The organism is Vibrio bathopelagicus (genome assembly GCF_014879975.1).
Lineage (GTDB): Bacteria > Pseudomonadota > Gammaproteobacteria > Enterobacterales > Vibrionaceae > Vibrio > Vibrio bathopelagicus.
Genome location: NZ_CP062500.1, coordinates 2,167,028 through 2,181,306, shown reverse-complemented (window position 1 = coordinate 2,181,306; position 14,279 = coordinate 2,167,028). Strand labels below are relative to the sequence as shown.

Sequence of the window (14,279 nt, the reverse complement as noted above, 5' to 3'; positions counted from 1 at the left end):
AAATGCTGACCCGAATCAAGTTGATGTTGCAAAAATGTGATCAGCGATCAGGATGATGTTCTTTAATCTAGAAGTATCTTGGAGCTTAATTTGTACTTAGAACCTGGATGGTAGAGCAATGCAAAGCTGATGAGACGCTCTTTGCTCCATGTTCTTCTATTCAAAAGTAGGCAAGGCTCTGATTCAGATAGCTTTAGTGACGTTCTGATCTGAGTGTCTGGAATAATGGCTTCAACCGTATGCTCGATAGCACTCAACGGGCAGCTTTTTGAAAGGTATTCGTTGGGTGTAGAGGTTGAAAAGTCCTGCTCTAGGTATTTGGGAGCAGCTAGCGAGTTCACCCAACGCGCTTCCAATTGTATTGGTTCGTTGTCGGCAAAGTGGATGATTTCACTATAAAATACTTCTGCATTAATCATCACGCCTAACCGTGTGGCGGTGCTTTCATCAGCCTTAATGCTATCGTGTTTGATAACTTGGCTAGTATACGTTTGGCCGCGGTCTTTGATTTCTTGCGCGATGTTGTTGATATCAAGCAGCGGAGATTGCGCTTTTTCGTCTGGTTCACAAACAAAAGTGCCCAGCCTTGGCTTCCTGATCAGCTTGCCTTCAGACACAAGATCTCGAATGGCTTTATTGACCGTCATTCGACTCACATTGAACTGTTCTGTGAGTTCGAGTTCGGTGGTTATCTGGTAACCCACTGGCCAGTGACCACTACTGATATTGTCGTCTATGAACTGTTTTATCTGAAGGTAGAGCGGCGCTTTCGACATAATGAAACCTTATTTGACTATACAAATAGAGTAACGGAATTTTTCACGATTTCAACATTTCCTCAGGCAATGTGATCTTATTCAACATAGATGGGGCAAATTGCTTGATTCTGTGAGGCAAGTGTCGCAAATTGTCACGCAATAACTATTCGTAAATCAGATAATTAGAAAGGGAAATAATATGTTTAAGAAATTAAAGGCCTCGTTGGGCATCGGTGCAGCAAAGGTTGATACTGTCTTAGATAATATTGAAGTTTTCCAAGGTGGAGAGTTGTCTGGCAATGTTCACATTGTTGGCGGCGACGTTGAGCAACAAATTGACCTGATCAACTTGGTTCTTAACACAGAAGTGAAAGTTGAAACGGAAGACAGCACCAGCTACGAAACTTTTTCACTAGGTCGTATTCAAGCCGTAGAGCCTTTCATTATTCAACCGGGCGAAACTAAACTGGTTCCATTCCGTCTTAAACTGAATGATGAAACGCCAGTCACCGCGTTGAACGCAAAAATGAATCAATGTCACGTGTGGGTAGAAACCAACCTAGATATCGGCTTCGCGATTGACCCTAAAGACCGCGATTTTATCTCTGTTCACCCACTGCCAACGGTCGCTAAAATTATCCAAGGTGTCGAAGCATCGGGCATGGCAATGGTGAAAGCAGACGTAGAGAAGGGCTTCCTGAAAGGCAACAGCTTTGCTTCTCGTTCTGGTTGCTACCAAGAGATTGAATTTCGCAGCGGCGGCTTCATGAACAACAAAGAGATCGAACTGTCATTCATCGTAGATGGTTCTATGGTTCATTGCTTAGCAGAAATCGATCGCTCAATGAGCTTTCGTGGCGACCAATACATCTCATTCAGCTTGCCTGCAAACGCGGCTGACTCAGACATTCGCAACGCAGTCTCAAGAATCATGAGTGCGTAGTTGTTCTGACGGATAAAGAACCGATATAGGCTTCCAAAGCTGAACTTTTCAGTTCGGCTTTTTTTATTTTACTCTCTTGACCTGAAACGTGTTTACCACTGGTGACGATAGGCCAATTGGAAGGCCACATCGGTGGAGTTGTCCATGTTGAAGATGTTCTCGATAATGGATATCTCGACGGCTGAACGTTGCATCAGGTAGCGATATCCAAACATCATTTCATTTGCGGCTTCTGAAAACTCAGTGTCACCGTCTTCTGCGCCTTCATACCAACGATACTCAAGGTGCAACTCATGGTTTTCAAATAGCGTGAGTTGATATCCTCCCATCCATGACCATGTTGTTTTCTTATGTGAAAAGCCATGTTCTACCTCTCGATTAGACTGATTGGCGAGCCCTAAGCTTGTGTAAAAGGTATTGATGTCGAGTTGGTATGAATAGTTGAATTGAGCGCTTTGCTCGTTGCTGCTTCCTTCGAAGGCGCCGTGGCCGACATTGTTGTAATAAAGGGATGCACCAAAGGATAAACCGTGGTTTTCAAGGTCTATGATTTGGTATTGAGTGTAGAGCGTGAAAGCGCTAGTCAGCGTGTCGCCGGAGAAGTCTCTAATATTAATGTCGTGGTCTGGTGCGTAGATATCAAATTGGTGTCGCTCTTTACGAGTTCGTCCTGCTTGGTCGATGTCAAATAGGTCATGAAAGTTGATGGTAACTTTATCTAGGTGGTTGTTGGCGGCGTATAACCAACGATAATTGAGCTCGACTTGCCATGCTTTAGTTAATTGCCATCGCAGTCCTGTCTGAAGTTGGTTTTGATAATAATCCAAATGGTAGTCGTGAGAGTTAGCCCAGATACTCGCGGCGGTGAAAGCAGTAAACACTTCAACCTTATTCTCTTCGAGTGGAAAGCCAGATCGGAGCATTGGAGTAAGACGAACAGACTGTAATGGTGATTGGGTATAACTAATTAGCGGGCCGTAATCTTTGTTGCCCCATGAAGCGGGAGCATACATTGCTGCGGCTACTATTAACGATAAAGGTGGTATGAGCGATAAAAAAATAGCCTGTTTTCCCATATGCACCTCATCCGCATTCCGTTGCTTCTATATAGCTTAGTTCTAAATGTCTAGTTTGTAAGAGATAAGTTGAAAGAGCGAACTCACAAGAGATAGGGATAATAGTTAAGTTGATGCTGCTCGATTGGAAAGAGGGATTGAAGGGATCAGCGAAGTTATTGCTGAAATGGTACGTTATTATTAAACGAAGTAGTTGGAGAGTAGGCCAGTTCTCTCTGTCATTGTCATTTCATATAATTTCGTTACAATGTTCGGCTACTCACAAATGGGGCATCTGTATTTGCTTCTATGTGGGTATCTTTATTATGCATATATCTCCGATCAACATACTTGTTGGTTGAAAAACATATATTAAACATTTTCATGTGTTGCTTGGTGTGCAACACCACTGTAAAGGACAAATAATGCCAATTATTACTCTTCCTGACGGTAGTCAGCGTCAATTTGACAACCCTGTATCAACTTTAGATGTTGCCCTATCAATCGGTCCTGGTCTTGCGAAAGCGACCATTGCTGGTCGTGTAGATGGTGAGCGTGTTGATGCTTGTGACCTTATCGAAAACGATGCAAGCCTAGAAATCATCACTGCTAAAGATGAAGTTGATGGCCTTGAGATCGTTCGTCACTCTTGTGCTCACCTTTTAGGCCACGCGATTAAGCAGCTTTTTCCAGAAGCGAAAATGGCGATTGGTCCTACCATCGATAACGGTTTCTACTACGATATCGACCTTGAGCACTCTCTAACGCAAGAAGATCTAGAAAAGATTGAAAAGCGTATGAAAGAGCTAGCGAAGACCAAGTATCAGGTTGTTAAGAAGAAAGTTAGCTGGCAGGAAGCGCGTGACGCATTCGAAGCTCGCGGCGAGACTTACAAAATCGAAATCTTGGATGAGAACGTTTCTAAAGACGATCGTCCAGGCCTGTACCATCATGAAGAATACATCGATATGTGTCGTGGTCCACACGTTCCACATATGGGCTTCTGCCAACACTTCACGCTACTTAACGTAGCGGGTGCTTACTGGCGTGGTAACAGTGACAACAAGATGCTTCAACGTATCTACGGCACTGCATTCCATGATAAGAAAGCGCTTAAGGCCCACCTAGTGCGCCTAGAAGAAGCGGCTAAGCGTGATCACCGTAAAATCGGTAAGCACTTAGATCTATTCCACATGCAGCAAGAAGCACCAGGCATGGTGTTCTGGCATCACAACGGTTGGACTATCTTCCGTGAGCTAGAAGTATTTATTCGTCAGAAACTGACTGAGTACGATTACCAAGAAGTTAAAGGCCCGTTAATGATGGACCGTGTTCTTTGGGAACGTTCTGGTCACTGGGATAAGTACGCTGAAGCGATGTTCACTACTTCTTCTGAGAACCGTGAATACGCGATCAAGCCAATGAACTGTCCTGGTCACGTTCAAATCTTTAACCAAGGTTTGAAATCTTACCGTGATCTACCGCTACGTATGGCTGAGTTTGGCTCATGTCACCGTAACGAGCCGTCTGGCGCACTTCACGGCATTATGCGTGTTCGTGGTTTCACTCAAGATGATGCTCACGTATTCTGTACTGAAGACCAAGTTCAGCAAGAAGTTAAAGCTTGTATTGAAATGGTTTACGATACTTACACAACTTTCGGTTTCGAAAACATTGTTGTTAAGCTATCTACTCGTCCAGAACAGCGTGTAGGTTCAGACGAAATGTGGGACCGTGCAGAGGCCGATCTTAAGCAAGCGCTTGAGGCGATGGAGATTGCATACGAGATTCAAGAAGGCGAGGGTGCGTTCTACGGACCTAAGATTGAATTTACTTTGCATGATTGTTTGGACCGCGCATGGCAATGTGGTACAGTGCAGCTCGATTTTGCATTACCAGAACGTTTAGGTGCAACTTACGTAGGTGAAGATAACGAGCGTCACACGCCAGTTATGATCCACCGCGCTATTTTAGGTTCACTAGAACGCTTCATCGGTATTCTTATTGAAGAATACGCTGGCTTCTTCCCAACGTGGTTGGCGCCAGAACAAGCAATTGTTATGGGCATTACAGACAAACAGTCTGAATATGTACAAGAAATTGCGAAAAAACTGCAAAAAAGTGGATTTAGAGTCAAAGCAGACTTGAGAAATGAGAAGATTGGCTTTAAAATCCGCGAACATACTTTGAAACGTGTACCGTTCATGCTTGTGTGTGGTGACCAAGAAATGGAAGCCGGCGAAATAGCAGTACGTACACGTAAAGGCAAGGACCTTGGCAAGTTTAAAGTGGATGACTTTATTTCATACATCCAAGCCGAGGTTTCAAGCCGTAAGCTTAATCTGGAGGAATAGCTATTAAAGGCGGAAGACGTGGCCAACAACCGGCCAAACAAAACCAGCACCGTTTAAACGGTGACATTCGTGGCGTTCGTGAAGTGCGTCTAACTGGCGCAGACGGCGAAGCTGTTGGTGTAGTAACAATCGCTGAAGCGATGGAAGCTGCAAATGAAGCTGGTATGGATCTTGTAGAGATCAGCCCTAACGCCGAGCCGCCAGTTTGTCGTGTGATGGACTACGGTAAGTTCCTCTTCGAGAAGAGCAAAGCTGCGAAAGAACAGAAGAAAAAGCAAAAGCAGGTTCAGATCAAGGAAATTAAATTCCGACCTGGAACTGATATTGGAGACTATCAGGTAAAACTACGCAACCTGACTGGTTTCCTAGAAGACGGCAACAAAGTGAAGGTAACAATTCGCTTCCGTGGCCGCGAAATGGCTCACCAAGAAATCGGTGTTGACGTTCTTAATCGTTTGAAAGTAGATACTGAAGAATTTGCAGTTGTCGAATCTTTCCCAACGAGAATTGAAGGTCGCCAGATGATCATGGTGTTGGCCCCTAAAAAGAAGTAATTAACGGCTTTACAAGTAATTAAACCTTGCAGCCCTAGGCTGTAGGGTTTTATTCGCCCTAATTACTATGTTATTAACAACTCAACAATGCGGAGTTATTCATCATGCCTAAGATGAAAACCAACAAAGGTGCTGCTAAGCGTTTCCAGAAAACTGCTGGTGGTATTAAGTTTAAGCACGCTGGTAAACGTCACATCCTGACTAAGCGTACTACTAAGAACAAGCGTCAGCTTCGTCCGAACTCGATCCTTCCTAAATGTGAAGTTGCTCAAGTTCTACGTATGATGCCATACGCTTAATTCTTTTTAGTTTATAAATTCGTTTAGTTTAGGAGAAGCATAATGCCTCGCGTAAAACGTGGTGTACAAGCTCGTGCACGTCATAAGAAAGTTCTAAAACAAGCTAAAGGTTACTACGGAGCACGTTCACGTGTTTACCGCGTAGCTTTCCAAGCAGTTACCAAAGCTGGTCAATACGCTTACCGTGACCGTCGCAACAAGAAACGTCAATTCCGTCAACTTTGGATTGCACGTATCAACGCGGCATCTCGTCAAAATGGTCTATCTTACAGCCGTTTCATCAACGGTCTTAAGAAAGCATCTATCGAGATCGATCGTAAGATTCTTGCCGACATCGCAGTATTCGACAAAGCAGCATTTGCTGTTCTAGTTGAAAAAGCGAAAGCATCTCTATAATTTAGAGTTAGCTTAAAGGTTTAAGAAAAGGAGAACTTCGGTTCTCCTTTTTTATTGCCTGCTATTTGGCTCTGCCTCATTCTCTCGCATCTCGCATCTCGCATCTCGCATCTCGCATCTCGCATCTCGCATCTCGCATCTCGCATCTCGCATCTCGCATCTCACTTTAGCGGTCTATCCTCCTATATTTCATTCGCTTCGCTCTCCTTTCTGTTATATAACTTAGCCTCAATATTACCTTTAACTAATACTAGGTTTTCTATGTGCGCACCTACTACTATGACGTTCTTCGAACGTTTTGAAACCGATATCCTTTCAGGCAAAAAGACGATTACTATTCGTGATGAATCTGAGTGCGACTACCAGCCGGGTAGTGTTGTGGAAGTATCAACGCTAGAGCAAGGACGTGTGTTCTGTAACCTTAAGATCATTAGCGTTGAACCAATCCTGTTTGATGATTTAGGCGAATTCCATGCTCAACAAGAGAACATGACGCTAGAAGTCCTGAAGGGTGTGATTCAAGATATTTACCCAGGGATCTCTGAGCTTTATGTGGTCTCTTATGAATTGGTAGCTTAAGCCTTATTGGATTGGATTGGATTGGACTGACTAGCTAGGGATGGCGATTAATGAGTAATAACCAACAGACACTGCTTCAGCTTTACTATCGTGAACAACAAGACCAAACGTTATTGTCTAAGAATGACCTTGATAGAGATCTGAGTGAGAGTGCCGATTATTTAAAGTGGTGCGAGAGCAAAAGAAACTTTGTTGAGGAAGATGTATTAGGGCGGACTTGGGTAAAAAGTTGCCCCGCAGGGTACATTACCGAGGTTCACTTTCATTCTGATGGTAGTCTAACGGAATATCGGTTGTTTGACCGATTTGAAACACAAGGTCATTGGTTGCTGAAAAGCGGGTTGCTGCAAGTTGAAATCAATAAAGGTGACAATCGTTACCAGTTTGATGTTGTCGCGTGTAAAGACCTTAATATTCATTCGGCAGTGGAGTATAAGAATCAAGAACTCCACTCTTACCTTAAGCTTGTTCAAGTGGAAGCTAGTTAAGTCATTCGTAACAGAAAGAAGCCAAGCTTGAGTCTGATTGGGTTCATCAATACGCAAAAAGAAAAAAGCTAACGATCAACGTTAGCTTTTTCATTTCTGGAGAAACTTGATTGAGCGCTTAAGCATGTAGCTCTTATGCGTGATAGCTTTCGAGTTTCTTATACAGCTCTGAGTTGATGTCGCTTGCAGCGCAAACCGTCAGTAGGTCTTCAATAAAGTACTTCAATGCACGTGCTTCAATTCGGCGAATGCCTTGTTGCTGCTCTTCAGTTAGGTAACCGTAGATAGTCGCAGCTCCGAAGTCACCAAAGATCATCTGACCTTGCTCATTGACTAAGGTGTTGTGCGCGTATAAATCACCGTGACAAACCTTGTTGTCATGCAGGTGATTAAATACATTGATCATTTGGGTAACGATGTTGTCGATTTGCGCGATTGGAAGTTCGAAACCTTCTGGGAAAGTATCACGCGTACAAGTCTCGAGTGTCGGTGGCAACCCTAGGTTGTAGTAACTACTTGGAATGAGTTCCATCACCAAAGCTAGGTAGTCTTGTTCCTCGACTTGAGCGATAGATTTTACCAAGTTGCCATGATGTCCAGCCTGCAGACACGCTTCCAACTCATCATGTGGGTAGCCGTCACTGGTGACTTCGCCTTTGAATACTTTAACGGCCACTTCTTGTGGGAAATCAAAGTCACGGTTTAACCAGTTAGCATGAGAAATCACACCAGACGCACCTTGGCCAAGCACTTGATTGAGTGAGTAGCATTGCGAACTCACGGCAGGCACGCTATCTAAACTACTTGGGTGTTTGCAAAACGGGTTACCCGCAAACGCTAACCAAGCCAGTTTTGGTAGCTTGATAAGGAACTCCGGGAATTCAGTCAGTTGGTTTGCAGACAGACGAACTAGCTCAAGGTTTGATAGGTTTTCCATGCTTTCTGGTAAAACGCGAATCTTGTTACCCGCCAATGCGAGTTTTTGCAGGCGTGGTCTTTCACCTAAAGAGTGAGGAAGAACCTCGATTGCATTATCTGTCAGGATCAACCAACGCAATTGAGCGGGCAGAGACTGCTCGCCAACGGTTTTGATTTGATTAGTTTTGAAGCCAACCATTTCAAGCTTAGGAAGTGTACCTAGAACATCAGGAAGGTGCGTAAACAGGTTATTCGACGCGAAGATAATACGCAGGTTGGCCAGCTGTGATAACTCTTCTGGTAAATCTGACAGTTGATTACCTGAAAGGTCTAGAATCTCAAGAGAGTCAGCGAGTTCTAAGATCTCTAAAGGAAACTCGGTGAGACCTTCTGACAGTTGTAAGCGCGTAATACCGTTTAGTTGCCCTGATTTTAATTGTTCTAGAGTATGCAAACCTTAGCCTTATGAATAGATGTTCGAGGCGCGTAGTTTACTTGTCTCAATCAAGAAAGGCGAGCACCGGAACGATGCTCGCTTAACTAAACTAAGTGAACGAATTTACGAAGGTTAAAGCTGTATATGGTTTTGGCTGACGCCGACTTCTTCAACAAAGTCGCTATCATGACTCACCAAGATAAATGCACCTTTGTATTCACGCAAAGCGGACGCCAATATTTGCTTTGAGTCTATGTCTAGGTGGTTGTCCGGTTCATCGAGCAAGAGAAGCGGGGTGTCTTGTTTATGGCTAACGATCAACATCGCCAGTTTCATTTTTTCACCACCACTTAAATGTGCCACTTTTCGGTATACGGAGTCTCGCCTGAACCCTATTCCAGCGAGTAAGGTTCGAGCGTCACTTTCTGTTAACCCAAAGCTGTGTGTCATCAAACTATCGAACATGGTGTCGTTGGTGTCTAACAGGCCAAAGTGTTGATCCAAGTATACCGTTGCCCCTAAGCGCTTAATGGAGCCGATATAGTTCGAGTGTTGGCCATGAATGGCTTTTAACAGTGTCGATTTTCCGCACCCATTAGCCCCGGTTAGATAGCATCGTTCCCCTTGTGAGAGAGAGAAGCTAATAGGAGCACCAGAACCAAAACTTAGGCGACATTCTTCAATAGTTAATAGCACGTTCTTTTTCTTGCTATTACTCTGCTGTAGATACAAGGCCTGCGGTTTCAGTTGCTCATGTTGTTCTTTAAGAGACTGGAGTTTATTTTGGTTTTGCTCCTTTAAGTTATTTTGGTTAGTGGCTGATGCTCCCTGCGTTCGTCCGGCTTTGTCTTTCATGGCATCCAATAATATCTTGGGTTGGCTACCCGATTTTCGGAGTCGGTTACCTTGAGACTCACGTTGTTGTGCTTTTTCCTTGTTAGTCTGAGCTTGGCGCTCGAGTCGTTTCTTTTCCGATTGATGATGCGCTATCTGCTTATCCAGTGCTTCACTTTGACTCGACATTTGCGTGAAGTAATCATCGTAATTCTCTTTGTAGAAACGCATACCTAAACTGTTGAGGTGATAGATCCCTTCCATGTGTCTCAATAAGTTTCGATCGTGACTGACGATAAGCACTTTGCCTTCAAACAACTGGCACTGCTCTAGTAACCAATTACGTCCGTCGCTATCCAAATGGTTTGAAGGTTCGTCGAGAATCAGTATGTCGTAGTTTGATGCGAATAACCGATGAAGCTGTAAAAGAGCGAGTTGCCCACCGCTCAATGTATTGCACGGTGTGGTCAACCCATTGGTTATTTTCAATGTGGCTAAAAGTTGCTTGGTGTTCGCTTGTAAATCCCAATCCTCTCCAACGATATTGAAGTGCTGAAGTTCACAGCTTCCTTGTTCTATGGCGTGTAATGCGTCTAACTTTTCGGTGATCCCCAAGAAGTCAGCAATGCTGATTGCGCTATCCAAGAGCTCTGAAGGTAACTGGGAGTAAAAGCCGATCGAGCCTTGTTTGGAAACACTGCCTGATGTGGGTTGTGTTTTCCCGACCAGTAACGAAAGTAGTAATGACTTTCCAGCCCCATTTCTTCCGACTAAGCCTGTCAGGCGACTGCTCAAACTCAAGGTGATGTCTTTGAATAACCACTCACCAGTATCGAGTTGGAATGAGAGATTGTTGGCTAATATAGTAGGCATAAAAATACCTCCCTTTACGTGTAAACGAGTAAAAGGGGTGAGGCGCTTTTCTGCATAGATTCCTACGTGGGATTCTATGTTTAGATCGCCAAAGACGTTACTTAAGTAGGATGACAGCAAAAGATAGAGATTATCTTGCTGAAATGCTTTCTTTGTTCAAGGTGCTGATCTTAAAGAGATTAGTCTTAAATCGACTGCTCTTCAATAGCTTGATTTTTCAAGAAATAGATGACGAAGTAACGCCCACTAACCCCGAGAGTCCAAATGATTTTTATAAAAATAAATCGGATGTCAGGATGTTAGTACTTCATTATGGCGTTATTCTCTTTTGAAATGATGGTGCGATGTTACTGAAAGAAGGTGCTGAAAGTCAATATGATGAAGTGACTAAAATGTATCCAAATAATTAAAGCGCCAATAAGGCGCTCTCGATCATTTTTGGAATACCGGACCTTTTGAGGAATGGGATAATTACAATTTTTGGCCGCCGACGGCACGCCAGCACATGTCAAAGCTATCGCTGATGTACTTGGTTGACTGCTCTGGTGGTAACTCATTCTGCTCAATCAACCAGTTTGCACAAATCAAAAAGTGGCTGTGAATGAAGTGCCTAACAAGGTTGATGTCTAACACCATCAGTTCACCAGCTTCTTGTCCTTTCAAAACAATTTCATCTAGCGATGCGAACATCTGTGAGACGATGACTTCTCGAGTTTGAGTCGTCGGATCGAAATGAACATTGGTGAAGAACTTCATCGCAACTGGATTTTCTAACGCCCACTCAAGCCCCGTGATCCACATGAACTTAAAGGCTTGGTAGCGATCTTGTTCTGCAATATCTGTGTGTGGTTGAAGCGTAGAGAATAGTGCCAGTTTTAGCTCGCGAAACAGCTCATCAATTAATAACGATTTATTCTCGAAGTGATGAAACAGTGTCGCTTTTGCGACGCCTGCTGTTTTCGCTATTTGTCCGGTAGATGTGCCCTCTAGCCCTTGTTGAGAGAAGAGCAGGAGTGCAGCATCTAGGATTTTTTGCCTTTTCGTTATCATCTATTTAGTACTTTGAACAGAATCTTTTTAATTGGGTTATTGTAAGGAGGGTGCATTAACTTGGTGAAGTTAATTTTTCCTCTACTTAGAACAGTCTTGGCATGGCTAAAGGTCTGGAAGCCTTCAATGCCATGGTAGTGTCCCATGCCTGAGGGGCCAATGCCACCAAACGGCGCATCTTCTGCGGCCACATGTACTAGAGAGTCGTTAATACAAACACCGCCAGAATGTGTGCTCGATAAGAACTGACCTTGAGTCTGCTTATCATGACTCATCAGGTACAGAGCAAGTGGACGTTCTCTTGCTGTGATGTAGTTGATTGCTTCTTCAATAGAATCATAAGGCACGATAGGCAGAATAGGGCCAAACAACTCTTCTTGCATTGCGAGCATGTCGTCGTTCACTTCGGTTAGAAGGTGTGGCGTCATTCTGTGGTTCACGTCGTCTTGTGCCTGTTCGGTGACGGTGTGAATAATCGCGCCTTTCGCTTGTGCGTCTGCAATAACACCCTTCAAACGATTGTATTGGCGCATATCGATCACTGAGGTTAAGTCTTTGCTCTCAATACCTGCTTTATACAACTTTTTGAAGTACTGCTTATAAGCTGTGATGAACACATCGACTTTTTCTCGTGGTAATAAGATGTAATCGGGTGCCACACAAATCTGGCCAGCGTTTAAGCTTTTTGCAAACAGGATGCGTTCAACGGCGTCAGCCACATCAAAGTCAGGGGCAATAATCGTTGGAGACTTGCCGCCCAATTCCAAGGTGACAGGCGTTAAGTTATCGGCTGCCGCTCTCATTACGTGCTTACCCACAGAGGTCGACCCTGTGAATAGAATATGGTCAAACGGGAGCTGGCTAAACTTCGCGGAAACATCAGCTTCACCTTCGATAATCGCAACCTGATCTTCGTTAAAACCTTCAGTCAACATGGCTTTCAAAACTCGGTTTGTCGCTGGCGTGAACTCGGACATCTTGAGCATTGCAGTATTACCTGCCGCCAGCGCAGTGATGAGCGGCCCCAAAGAAAGCATCACAGGGAAGTTCCAAGGAACAATGATACCGACAACACCCACTGGCTGATAATGAACGGTGATTTTAGCTGGCGTTAGCATTAAGCCTGCTTTTCTGCGAGATGGCTTCAACCATTTCTTAAGGTTCTTCAGGCTGTAATTGATCTGGTGAAGAGAAGGGGTGATATCCGCAATCAAGCTGTCGTGTTTTGCTCGATGGCCATAATCTTCAGACACCGCATCAATCAATTGCCCTTGGTAGCGCATTAGCAACGCTTTTAATTCCGAGAGGTCTTTTCTTCTCTGCTCAAGCGTTGGATTTACATTACTGCGGTAATGATCTTTTTGTCGGTTGAATATTTGATCCATGTCGTTGGTGTTCGACGTGGTTGGTTCAAGGTCTAGATTATGGCTCATAGTATCCCCTAAATTCGAAAGCTGACCGATTGGTTGGTCGGTTGAAATTACAAGAAGATCGAACCGAATACAAGATATGCATGAGAAAAGTTTATTTTTTGTGCAATGAACTTACGATTTAGTAGAGTGAGAACAGCAACGGAAAGGTTGATATTGGAGAGGAAATGGTAGATTTGCAGAGAGATGACCGTGTGCCTTTGGGGCAATCAAAGGCACACGTGATTTGCATTAGTGTTATGCAGATACTTTCTCGCAACGCATAAAGATGAAGTTAACGTTTTTCGATAGGCGCTCGTACGTTTCTTCAGAAATGGCTTTGGCTTTCTCGTCAATTGTGCCCTCTGTGATCTGTGAAATCAGCAAACCAGATTGGCTCACAGCTTGGCAAAGCTCTGTAAGTGAACGGCGGTAAAAGCTCACCTGAACGGGTGTGCCAACTGTGTTCCATTCTTCTTGGATGAATTCACGTTCGTAGTAATTGCCAGAAATCGTGCATTCGAAGTCAGCAAAAGGGTGGTGAGTAGAAAATACGATGTAACCGCCTGGCTTAAGGACTCGATAAATATCATCAAAGACGGGTTTTAGATCTTCAATGTAGTGCAAGACTAGCGGGCACACGATTATATCGGCACTGTTGTCTTGTTCGTTCGGCAGGCCAAGGGCAGCATCTTGAGCGTAAGCGGAAACATTTTTGATCTGTTTTCCGTTCACCAAGTCGACCATATCCTGAGAGAGATCCGTACACGTCACTTTATTTGCGCCTTGGTCAATAAACCATTGCGCGTAAATGCCAGAACCACAACCAATGTCGACAATATCCATGCCTTTTACATCATCGAGTAAGGCTATCGTTGATGGACGCTCAAGTAAGGCATTGTAAATATTATCGCGGGCAGCCGAGTCGTATTGCTTAGCGTAGGTGGTGTACATTTCAGACATGATTTAGCACTCATCAATAGGCGTGGAATAACAGGATACAAGCTATGTCGGTGATAGCGAGAGTTGTGGTAGGGAAGTGGTTATATTTGTCACAACCCTGACTTAACTTGACCAGATTAGCCAAGAATTTTATGTGTCTTTGGTATTTTATTCATCTGATTTTTTATTAGAAAGTGCTTTAAATCTAATGCGCTTCAGCCTGTTTTTTGGTCTAAAACCTTGTAATTCCTTACCTGTCACTTTAAGTCGGATCGTCGATAAAAAAATGTAATCGTAACCACAAATATCAATGGTTGGACTCGCTCTTAATAATATCGGTTAATGCAGCCAACAAATCGTTTTTGAACGCTTTTTGTTGGGTTATACCTCG

General features: G+C 43.8%; 14 protein-coding genes. 7 read left to right on the top strand and 7 right to left on the bottom strand.

Translation table 11 applies throughout. The features are described from left to right. Window positions 1-62: 62 nt before the first annotated feature. A complete protein-coding gene (gene hutC / locus IHV80_RS09620; RefSeq protein ID WP_192888881.1) occupies window positions 63-776 on the bottom strand; it encodes a histidine utilization repressor in 714 nt (237 codons plus the stop codon). A 181-nt stretch (window positions 777-957) separates the two neighbouring features. Between hutC and IHV80_RS09615 the strand changes: the two genes are divergently transcribed. Then, window positions 958-1,701, top strand: a complete 744-nt coding sequence (locus tag IHV80_RS09615; RefSeq protein ID WP_192888880.1) for a sporulation protein — start codon at window positions 958-960, stop codon at window positions 1,699-1,701. Window positions 1,702-1,793: 92 nt separating this feature from the next. On the opposite strand, the gene IHV80_RS09610 is transcribed toward IHV80_RS09615, so the two are convergent. Continuing rightward, window positions 1,794-2,777, bottom strand: coding sequence for a DUF3187 family protein (locus IHV80_RS09610; protein ID WP_192888879.1), 984 nt, complete (start codon window positions 2,775-2,777; stop codon window positions 1,794-1,796). Between the two features lie 404 nt (window positions 2,778-3,181). Between IHV80_RS09610 and thrS the strand changes: the two genes are divergently transcribed. The 6 genes from thrS to IHV80_RS09580 all read left to right on the top strand — a co-directional run bounded on the left by thrS (window position 3,182) and on the right by IHV80_RS09580 (window position 7,426). Further along, on the top strand, window positions 3,182-5,110 hold the full coding sequence (thrS, locus tag IHV80_RS09605) for a threonine--tRNA ligase (RefSeq protein ID WP_029223062.1): 1,929 nt from the start codon (window positions 3,182-3,184) through the stop codon (window positions 5,108-5,110). Between the two features lie 83 nt (window positions 5,111-5,193). Beyond that, on the top strand, window positions 5,194-5,664 hold the full coding sequence (gene infC / locus IHV80_RS09600; RefSeq protein WP_009846505.1) for a translation initiation factor IF-3: 471 nt from the start codon (window positions 5,194-5,196) through the stop codon (window positions 5,662-5,664). 104 nt (window positions 5,665-5,768) lie between these two features. Next, entirely contained in the window at window positions 5,769-5,963 is a 195-nt protein-coding gene (rpmI, locus tag IHV80_RS09595; protein WP_004738430.1) for a 50S ribosomal protein L35, read from the top strand. A gap of 42 nt (window positions 5,964-6,005) precedes the next feature. Beyond that, the gene (gene rplT, locus IHV80_RS09590) at window positions 6,006-6,359 is read left to right on the top strand and encodes a 50S ribosomal protein L20 (RefSeq protein ID WP_004733517.1); all 354 of its coding nucleotides are present in this window, start codon (window positions 6,006-6,008) and stop codon (window positions 6,357-6,359) included. A 261-nt stretch (window positions 6,360-6,620) separates the two neighbouring features. Further along, window positions 6,621-6,938, top strand: a complete 318-nt coding sequence (gene yqfB / locus IHV80_RS09585; protein ID WP_192888878.1) for a N(4)-acetylcytidine aminohydrolase — start codon at window positions 6,621-6,623, stop codon at window positions 6,936-6,938. Window positions 6,939-6,988: 50 nt separating this feature from the next. Continuing rightward, the gene (locus IHV80_RS09580; RefSeq protein WP_192888877.1) at window positions 6,989-7,426 is read left to right on the top strand and encodes a hypothetical protein; all 438 of its coding nucleotides are present in this window, start codon (window positions 6,989-6,991) and stop codon (window positions 7,424-7,426) included. Window positions 7,427-7,559: 133 nt separating this feature from the next. On the opposite strand, the gene IHV80_RS09575 is transcribed toward IHV80_RS09580, so the two are convergent. The 5 genes from IHV80_RS09575 to IHV80_RS09555 all read right to left on the bottom strand — a co-directional run bounded on the left by IHV80_RS09575 (window position 7,560) and on the right by IHV80_RS09555 (window position 13,909). After that, window positions 7,560-8,798 (bottom strand): leucine-rich repeat-containing protein kinase family protein, encoded by a 1,239-nt coding sequence (locus IHV80_RS09575; RefSeq protein WP_192888876.1) that lies wholly within the window; start codon window positions 8,796-8,798, stop codon window positions 7,560-7,562. A 114-nt stretch (window positions 8,799-8,912) separates the two neighbouring features. Beyond that, entirely contained in the window at window positions 8,913-10,487 is a 1,575-nt protein-coding gene (locus tag IHV80_RS09570) for an ABC-F family ATP-binding cassette domain-containing protein (protein ID WP_192888875.1), read from the bottom strand. A 471-nt stretch (window positions 10,488-10,958) separates the two neighbouring features. After that, window positions 10,959-11,537, bottom strand: a complete 579-nt coding sequence (locus tag IHV80_RS09565) for a TetR/AcrR family transcriptional regulator (RefSeq protein WP_192888874.1) — start codon at window positions 11,535-11,537, stop codon at window positions 10,959-10,961. Beyond that, window positions 11,534-12,970, bottom strand: a complete 1,437-nt coding sequence (locus IHV80_RS09560) for a coniferyl aldehyde dehydrogenase (protein ID WP_192888873.1) — start codon at window positions 12,968-12,970, stop codon at window positions 11,534-11,536. The genes IHV80_RS09565 and IHV80_RS09560 overlap by 4 nt, the downstream gene beginning before the upstream one ends. Window positions 12,971-13,204: 234 nt before the next feature. After that, window positions 13,205-13,909: a class I SAM-dependent methyltransferase gene (locus tag IHV80_RS09555; RefSeq protein ID WP_192888872.1), complete on the bottom strand. Its 705-nt coding sequence runs from the start codon at window positions 13,907-13,909 to the stop codon at window positions 13,205-13,207. Window positions 13,910-14,279 lie beyond the last annotated feature (370 nt).

Coding starts and splice junctions, on each gene's coding strand:
- yqfB (WP_192888878.1), top strand. CDS start 6,621: ATGTGCGCACCTACTACTATGACGTTCTTCGAACGTTTTGAAACCGAT.
- IHV80_RS09580 (WP_192888877.1), top strand. CDS start 6,989: ATGAGTAATAACCAACAGACACTGCTTCAGCTTTACTATCGTGAACAA.
- hutC (WP_192888881.1), bottom strand. CDS start 776: ATGTCGAAAGCGCCGCTCTACCTTCAGATAAAACAGTTCATAGACGAC.
- IHV80_RS09555 (WP_192888872.1), bottom strand. CDS start 13,909: ATGTCTGAAATGTACACCACCTACGCTAAGCAATACGACTCGGCTGCC.
- IHV80_RS09610 (WP_192888879.1), bottom strand. CDS start 2,777: ATGGGAAAACAGGCTATTTTTTTATCGCTCATACCACCTTTATCGTTA.
- rpmI (WP_004738430.1), top strand. CDS start 5,769: ATGCCTAAGATGAAAACCAACAAAGGTGCTGCTAAGCGTTTCCAGAAA.
- IHV80_RS09570 (WP_192888875.1), bottom strand. CDS start 10,487: ATGCCTACTATATTAGCCAACAATCTCTCATTCCAACTCGATACTGGT.
- rplT (WP_004733517.1), top strand. CDS start 6,006: ATGCCTCGCGTAAAACGTGGTGTACAAGCTCGTGCACGTCATAAGAAA.
- IHV80_RS09565 (WP_192888874.1), bottom strand. CDS start 11,537: ATGATAACGAAAAGGCAAAAAATCCTAGATGCTGCACTCCTGCTCTTC.
- IHV80_RS09615 (WP_192888880.1), top strand. CDS start 958: ATGTTTAAGAAATTAAAGGCCTCGTTGGGCATCGGTGCAGCAAAGGTT.
- thrS (WP_029223062.1), top strand. CDS start 3,182: ATGCCAATTATTACTCTTCCTGACGGTAGTCAGCGTCAATTTGACAAC.
- IHV80_RS09560 (WP_192888873.1), bottom strand. CDS start 12,970: ATGAGCCATAATCTAGACCTTGAACCAACCACGTCGAACACCAACGAC.